Source organism: Hydrogenimonas sp. (assembly GCF_029933015.1).
Lineage (GTDB): Bacteria > Campylobacterota > Campylobacteria > Campylobacterales > Hydrogenimonadaceae > Hydrogenimonas.
This window is the reverse complement of sequence record NZ_JAOZOZ010000083.1, coordinates 1-6,884: the sequence shown is the minus strand read 5'-3', so window position 1 is coordinate 6,884 and position 6,884 is coordinate 1. Positions and strand designations below refer to the sequence as shown.

Annotated in this window: 7 protein-coding genes; 2 read left to right on the top strand and 5 right to left on the bottom strand. The window is 52.4% G+C overall.

From position 1 onward, the window contains the following. Positions 1-277: 277 nt before the first annotated feature. Positions 278-1,519, top strand: coding sequence for a DUF3298 domain-containing protein (locus Q1K23_RS06545; RefSeq protein WP_300363342.1), 1,242 nt, complete (start codon positions 278-280; stop codon positions 1,517-1,519). A 130-nt stretch (positions 1,520-1,649) separates the two neighbouring features. On the opposite strand, the gene Q1K23_RS06540 is transcribed toward Q1K23_RS06545, so the two are convergent. Continuing rightward, positions 1,650-2,477, bottom strand: a complete 828-nt coding sequence (locus tag Q1K23_RS06540; RefSeq protein ID WP_300363341.1) for a hypothetical protein — start codon at positions 2,475-2,477, stop codon at positions 1,650-1,652. Between the two features lie 57 nt (positions 2,478-2,534). Here Q1K23_RS06540 and Q1K23_RS06535 point away from each other — a divergent pair, with 57 nt between their 5' ends. Continuing rightward, positions 2,535-2,807, top strand: a complete 273-nt coding sequence (locus Q1K23_RS06535; protein ID WP_300363340.1) for a hypothetical protein — start codon at positions 2,535-2,537, stop codon at positions 2,805-2,807. On the opposite strand, the gene Q1K23_RS06530 is transcribed toward Q1K23_RS06535, so the two are convergent. The 4 genes from Q1K23_RS06530 to Q1K23_RS06515 all read right to left on the bottom strand — a co-directional run bounded on the left by Q1K23_RS06530 (position 2,782) and on the right by Q1K23_RS06515 (position 6,725). After that, a complete protein-coding gene (locus tag Q1K23_RS06530) occupies positions 2,782-3,321 on the bottom strand; it encodes a DNA-deoxyinosine glycosylase (protein WP_300363339.1) in 540 nt (179 codons plus the stop codon). The genes Q1K23_RS06535 and Q1K23_RS06530 overlap by 26 nt on opposite strands. Then, positions 3,296-5,188 carry a molecular chaperone DnaK gene (gene dnaK / locus Q1K23_RS06525; RefSeq protein WP_300363338.1) on the bottom strand — a complete coding sequence of 631 codons (1,893 nt, stop codon included), beginning with the start codon at positions 5,186-5,188 and terminating at the stop codon, positions 3,296-3,298. Before dnaK ends, Q1K23_RS06530 begins: the two co-directional genes overlap by 26 nt. 172 nt (positions 5,189-5,360) lie before the next feature. Continuing rightward, the gene (grpE, locus tag Q1K23_RS06520) at positions 5,361-5,939 is read right to left on the bottom strand and encodes a nucleotide exchange factor GrpE (protein ID WP_300363337.1); all 579 of its coding nucleotides are present in this window, start codon (positions 5,937-5,939) and stop codon (positions 5,361-5,363) included. Beyond that, positions 5,940-6,725, bottom strand: a complete 786-nt coding sequence (locus Q1K23_RS06515) for a hypothetical protein (RefSeq protein ID WP_300363336.1) — start codon at positions 6,723-6,725, stop codon at positions 5,940-5,942. Positions 6,726-6,884 lie beyond the last annotated feature (159 nt).

Below are 6,884 nucleotides of genomic sequence, written 5' to 3'. Positions count from 1 at the left end.
TGGCCTTCATCAGCTACCACCTTCTGACATAAATGCGGGCACCCGTGAGCGGTGCCCCACCCAACAAAAACAAAAAACCTCTCTTCGCCCTGCTTCATGCCCGGAACCCATCTCAAAAATCCCGATACGCGGTTTTGCAAGCGCCAAACTCGTATCGGGATTTGAAAGAATCCATGTTATCATTCATCAACGCGATCGCGATGGTCGGCCAAAATAGCAAAATCGCTTCCATTCCCGGCTATGGGGATTTTTGAGATGGGTTCTAAGAAGGAGAGATATGAAAAAGATCGTTTTGATTTTAAATTTTTTCGTTTTTTTCGTTCATGCGGCCAGTTTCGACTGCAAAAAAGCGACCACAGCCATAGAAAAAGATATTTGCAGCGATGCAAACCTCTCCGCACTGGACGAAGCGTTGGCGAAGGTCTATAAAAAAGTGCTTGCGCTCTCGATACAAAACAGACTTTCGAAATATGAAGGAAGCTCGAACTACAACTTTTTCAAGCAGACGCAAAAAAAGTGGCTCAAAGCACGAAACAGAAACTGTGGCAAGTACCGGGGCGATGAGCGAAAGGAGTGTCTGCTGAGCTACTATACCGCCCGAATAGAAAAGCTGAAAGAGTTCGACGACGGCGCCATGGTCTATAGAAATTTCAAACATCTTCTTTTTCTTTATACCCATCGCCCCTATATCGCGGAAAACTTCAAACCCTATCTGGACAAAGCCTCTTACGAAAAACTCGAAAAAGAGCTTTTGGATTGGGAAAAATCCTACGAAGTGTGTAGAAACAGGTTTGGCGTACTCGATGAAAATTGCACCAAAAAAGTGGCCAAAGAGAAATGGGCGTACTATAACGCTTTACTGCAAAAGTATAAAAACCACCGCACGCTAAATGTGAACGACACGGAAACAAGTCTGGAAAGAACCCATATTTCATTCGAAGAAGAGGAGAAGTGTTTTATCTACGATTTTTACAAAAAGAGTGAAATCCAAAAGCTTTGCAAAAACGAACCCGAGTTCGAGGAGTTTGAGTTCACCGTTCCGAAAGATCCCAAGCCCTGCTCGAGAGATACCCATAGAATGTTCGAAAAAAACGACCAGACCATTTCGTATATCAACAAAAATGTCGTCGTTATAAAAACGGAGACTTCCGACTATACAGGGGGATTGCATGGAGATTTCGCGACCGATTATCTCAACCTCGACAGAAACAGCGGCAAAATCATTCAATGGAGCGATCTCTTTGGAGAACGCAAAAGAGTACTCTACTCTTTCATCGTTCGGAATGTAAGAGACCTGATAGGCCTGGAACATGTCGACAGGCTCAGCGACGATGAGCTTTACGATATGTCGGCATCGGCAGACAGAATGGAGTTGACGGACGAGGGGATCGTGATAAGATTCGGTCTGTATGAGATATCGGGGTATGCAGACGGAGAACCGTCGTTTCTCATCCCGCTCGAAAAGCTAAAAAGCGTCATGACACCCGAGAAGTTTGCCTACTACTTTGGAAATCGGTAAGCGGACTCCAGAACCCGTCTCAAAAGGGACATAAAAACCCGCCTGCCGGGGGAAAGAGACGTGGGATCGCCCACGGTGCAAAACCGGACCCTGAGGCCCTTTCGATCGCACATGGGCAGACCCTTCGTCTTTAAAAACGATACCCCCACACAAGCGCCACGCTCTGCACCCTGACCCCGTCGTTGTGGATCGGGATTTCGTCGGCTTTCTGGTAGACATACCGAAATGAGAGCCTGTGCGGCCCCAGATCCTTGGCTACGGCGGCCATCCATGTCTGGTAAAACTCCATGGCATGGTGCTGGACCTTCATCCCCTCCTGCATGACGGCGAAGATCCTCCGGCCAAACAGTGCGCCGGTGCGAAAATGCCAGCCGCTGGTATGAAGCGATAGAAAAAGTCCGGGGGTAACATAGTCGGCTTTGGCGTTTTTGCTGAATGCGTTGCTCTTTCGGTCGCTCAGACGGATGTATTTCACGATGGCTGAGGCGCCCACTTTCAAATCGTTCCACTCCCTTTTCACCGAATAGCCGGCTTCGGTCTGCCAGACATCGAAATGTTTGTAGTCGCTCAGATACTGGGCGATCCGCAAGCCTCCCCGACGCAGGGCTACGCCGTAGATCTTTCCTCCGTCGGTCTGCTTCATCAGATTGTCGTCGATCGTGGCGAAGCTGACGGCCATTTCCGCTTTCTCGAACGTATGGAGATATTTGAGGCCGATTTTGGCCACCTGCAGATCTTTTGGTGCGGGAGGCTGAAAGGTATCGATGCGCGACTTTTCGAGAAGCGCTTCGAATCGGTCTTTTTTAAGACCCACACGCCCGAAAACGGAGGCGCGCCAACCGCGATCCTTTTTGACGGAGTGGTCGAAATCGACCCTCTCGTACCCCACGGAGACCAGGTTGCCGCCACCGAAAGCCAGTAGCGGCACGGTCGCCATGACCAGTAACACTTTTTTCATGGTATTCCTTTGCGGATAGATTTTTAAAACAGATATCTATCGCAAAGAGGGAGGGGCGTGGGAGAAGAATCCTTTGATGAAATCAAGATCGCAGAGGTGCGTGAGAAACCGGATCTTTTCGAAGGCGGCCGCATCGAAATCAAAAGGGGCCGCCTGAGGCGGCAGATCGGCACTCTGGAGCGTCTTGAGGATGTGGCAGACTTTGCAGTCGGCATGGTGGTGTTCCTGGGGACCGTGCAGATGGGTCGCTCCGATCCAGGATGCCCCCAGATAGAGCAGCAGAAGCGCTTTGAGAACAATTTTTTTAATCGATCAACTCCAGCCGTTTGAAAATCTCACGCCATTTTACCACTTTTTCTTCGTAGGGCATCGCAGCATAGGCCGGAGAGGGGGAAGGAAGCAGGTAGCGGGGCAGATCGATCTGTGGGAAATATCTTTCAAAAAGGCTCTGGGCCTTTTTCCCGGTAAAGAGAATGGCACGAATATTCGGATATTTCTCGAGCAGTGCCGGAATGTCGTTGGGTTCGCACGATTTGAGGTTTGAGTCGGCGGAGTTCGTGCGCTCGCACGCTTCCACCACGTCCCACAGGGCGATGCCGACACTTTTCAAAAGCGCGATTCTCTCCTCTTTCGTCGTGACGGGCTTTTGGAAAATCTCGCCCAGAATCGGCCAGAACAGGTTTCTCGGATGGGCGTAGTAGAAGTGGTTTTCGAACGATTTGAGGCTTGGGAAAGATCCCAGAATGAGGATTTTGGAGTGTTCGTCGACGATGGGGTCGAAGGGGTGGCGGGCCGGCGAAGCCGCCCCGCCGGAAGATTTACTCGACTTCGGCGTCGATGACATCGTCTTCGCCGCCTTTTTTGGCACCGCCTTCGGCGCCGCCGGCAGCCTGCTCGCCGCCCTGCTCTTTCTTGTACATCGCTTCGGCGAGTTTGTGGCTCACTTCGGTCAGAGCTTTGACCTTCTCTTCGATCTGCTCTTTTGTCGCGTTTTCATCTTTGAGCGTCTCTTTGAGAGCGTCGAGTGCGGCCTGGACCTTCTCTTTTTCGCCCGCTTCGAGACTGTCGCCCACTTCGCCGAGGCTCTTTTCGGTCTGATAGACCAGCGCGTCGGCCTGGTTCTTGGTCTCGATCAGCTCTTTGCGCTTGCGGTCCTCCTCTTTGTGGGCCTCGGCGTCGCGGACCATCTTTTCGATCTCCTCTTCGCTGAGTCCGGAAGATCCGGTGATCTTGATCTCCTGGGACTTGCCGGTCGCCTTGTCCTTCGCGCTGACGGTGAGGATACCGTTGGCGTCGATGTCGAAGGTGACTTCGATCTGAGGCACGCCGCGGGGTGCCGGCGGAATGCCTGTAAGCTCGAACTGTCCGAGAGATTTGTTGTCTTTGGCCAGCTCGCGCTCACCCTGGACGACATGGATCGTAACGGCCGGCTGGTTGTCTTCGGCGGTCGAGAAGATCTGGGACTTCTTGACCGGGATCGTCGTACCCTTTTCGATGATCTTGGTCGTGACGCCGCCGAGTGTCTCGATACCGAGGCTGAGCGGTGTGACGTCCAGAAGCAGGACATCTTTGACGTCTCCTTTGAGGATACCGCCCTGGATCGCCGCACCGATCGCGACGACCTCGTCCGGGTTGACCGACTTGTTCAGCTCTTTGCCGAAGAAGTTCTTGACCTTCTCCTGGACCAGCGGAATACGTGTCGATCCACCGACCATGACGATCTCTTTGATCTCGCCCTTGGTGAGACCTGCGTCTTTGAGGACCTCCTCGATCTTGGTGATCGTCTGATCGATCAGATCCATGATGAGGCTCTCGAACTTCGCGCGGGTGATCTTCATGACCAGGTGTTTCGGTCCGCTGGCGTCTGCCGTGATGAACGGCAGGTTGATCTCTGTCTCCTGTGCGGCGGAGAGCTCTTTCTTGGCGTTTTCGGCCGCCTCTTTCAGACGCTGAAGCGCCATGACGTCGGCTTTGAGGTCGATACCGTTCTCTTTTTTGAACTCTTCGGCCACATAGTCGATCAGGCGGTTGTCGAAGTCGTCACCGCCCAGGAAGGCGTCACCGCCGGTAGCCAGAACCTCGACGACGTTGTCACCGGTCTCCAGGACCGTCACGTCAAACGTTCCGCCACCCAGGTCGTAGACGCAGATCTTTTCGGCCTCTTTCTTATCCAGGCCGTAGGCCAGCGCCGCGGCGGTGGGCTCGTTGATGATACGCAGGACGTTCAGACCCGCGATGGTTCCCGCCTCTTTGGTCGCTTTACGCTGAGAGTCGTTGAAGTAGGCCGGTACGGTGATGACCGCTTCGGTCACCTCTTCGCCCAGATAGGCTTCCGCGTCCTCTTTCAGTTTCATCAGGATCTTCGCGGAGATCTCCTGCGGCGTGTAGGTCTTTCCGTCGACTTCGATGGCGCAGGCGCCGTTTTTGTCGATGACGTGATAGGGAAGGCGTTTCTTCGCTTCCGCCGCCTTCTCTTCGTTACACATCAGACCCATGATACGCTTGACGCTGTAGATGGTCCGCTCGGGGTTGGTGACCATCTGGCGTTTCGCCGGATCGCCGACGAGCACTTCACCCTTGTCGGTAAAGGCGACGACGGAGGGTGTCGTGTTTTTACCCTCTTTGTTGGCGATGATTTTACCTTCTCCGCCTTCGTAGACGGCCATCGCCGAGTTGGTGGTTCCCAGGTCGATTCCTATGACTTTTCCCATTTCTATCTCCTTCTGTTTTTAATTGATACGACGGCCGGGCAAAGCCCGTCCATCTTCGCTGACGCCAAGTCCGCTTCGGCTTGGCCGGAACATCATGGCATCCGCTTCATGGTTGAGTGTATTATACTCAACTTTCTCTTTCGGTTTTGCTACCTAAGTCGCAAAACCCGCACTACTTCGCGACACTGACCATCGCGGGCCGCAGAAGGCGCTCTTTGTAGGTATACCCTTTCTGCAGTACCTGGACGATCTGGCCGCTTTCGTGCTCCTCACTCTCCACCTGCATCACCGCGTCGTGGAAATTGGGGTCGAACCCTTCGTCGATATCCACCACTTTGATGTGGTGCTTTTCGAAGGTCTTGACGAACTGGTCGAGGGTGAGCTGCACCCCTTCGCGCAGCTTCAGCAGATGTTCGTCGGCACCCTCTTCCGCCGTCGGGATCGAAGCGAGAGCGAGCTCGAGCGAATCCATCACGGGAAGCAGATCGCGCGCGAACTCCTCCTGGGCGTAGGCGACGCTTTTTTCTTTTTCACGTTCCATCCGTTTCTTGATGTTTTCGAACTCGGCGTGCATCCGAAGATATTTGTCTTCGCACGCTTCGAGCTCCTCTTTGCATCTTTTCAGTTCGCTCATCTCACTCTCCGCACTCTCGGAAACTCTCTCTTCGTTTTCGGATACGGAGGTTTCCTTCTTTTCCTCTTCTCTTTTCATCTCTTCTTCTTTTCTCTTTTTTTCTTTTTCGGCAGCCATCTACACCTCCTTGAAAATCTTCGTGAAATCCTGGTCGATCGCACCCATACAGAGCATTTTCGTGGGACGGTCGTCGATGAGGGCCTCCGTCCGCAGGGCCATGAACCCTTTGGGGATGACAGGTTCGAAATGAAGACCTCTTTGGAACTCCTCGATCGCGTCGCCATCCAGAAAGAGACGTATGTGGCGTTTCCCCCAGCTTTTTCTCTCTCCCGCGATGCGGATGATCGCTTCGGGGTTGATCGCCGTGATCTCCTCGTCGTTTTTGGCCCGCATCTTGTGGTAGAGGGACATCATGCCCACATCTTTCGCGATCTGCTTGACCTCTTCGAGTTCGTAACCGATCAGATCGTTCAGAAACGACTCGAGCTGGCTCTGATAACGGATCACGTATTCGTCCGATTCGAACACCAGGATCAGATATCTCTCACCGATCCGCTCGATCCCTTTCAGACGGTTCGTTTTGACCGGTTTGAGCAGTACGAAAAGCTCCTCTTTTTCACTGATACGCGCCAGCTCGTCCATCGCATCGCAGATCACTTCCAGATCTTTCAGATGCTTGCGCCAGTAGAACTTCATCGTACGTTCCGTCGGAATCCTGCCGCTGCTCTTGTGCAGCTGCTCCAACTCTCCGCGTTCTACCATTTTATTGAAGTAGTAGCGGATCGTCGCCGGCGCGATCTCGAACGGAAGCTTCTCTTTCAGCGTCGCCGATCCTATCGGTTCGTGCGTCTGAAGAAAGGTTTTGACAACCGCTTCGAGAATCTTTTCGTATTTGTTTTTCATACCTGTTATTTTAGCACCTATTTTCAAAAATGCCAACAAGATTATACTTAATTGAGTGTGTCTGTGTCAAGTTTATTTACATGAAGTATTTATTTGATATGAAAAAAATGACATTAGATGGGCGTGTTGAGTGTTGAGTGTTGAGTGTTGAGTGTTGAG